1 rRNA gene is annotated in these 251 nt (G+C 42.6%); it reads right to left on the bottom strand.

Going from position 1 to position 251, the window contains the following annotated elements:
* Positions 1-185: 185 nt before the first annotated feature.
* Positions 186-251: ribosomal RNA gene (locus L3V42_RS18180) — 16S ribosomal RNA — on the bottom strand; the annotation flags it as partial.

Here is a 251-nt window from a genome sequence, read left to right as displayed (position 1 = left end):
TGCGTTTCTAAACGGTCGTTTCAGCCTTTTAATATGATGTCGTTGTTACTCTTATTTAGTTTTCAAGGTACAAATAGAGAGATTTGCTCTCTCAAAACTGAACCAAACAACCCAGTATGTTCCGAAATAGTCTAGCTCCAGTGGCCGGTAAACAGCCACTTGCGCTTTCTTATTTATATCCTTAGAAAGGAGGTGATCCAGCCGCACCTTCCGATACGGCTACCTTGTTACGACTTCACCCCAATCATTGG

This window comes from Oceanobacillus alkalisoli, assembly GCF_022213125.1.
Classification (GTDB): Bacteria; Bacillota; Bacilli; order Bacillales; family Amphibacillaceae; genus Oceanobacillus; species Oceanobacillus alkalisoli.
Note: the sequence above shows the minus strand (reverse complement) of the source record. Positions and strands in the feature narration are given on the sequence as shown.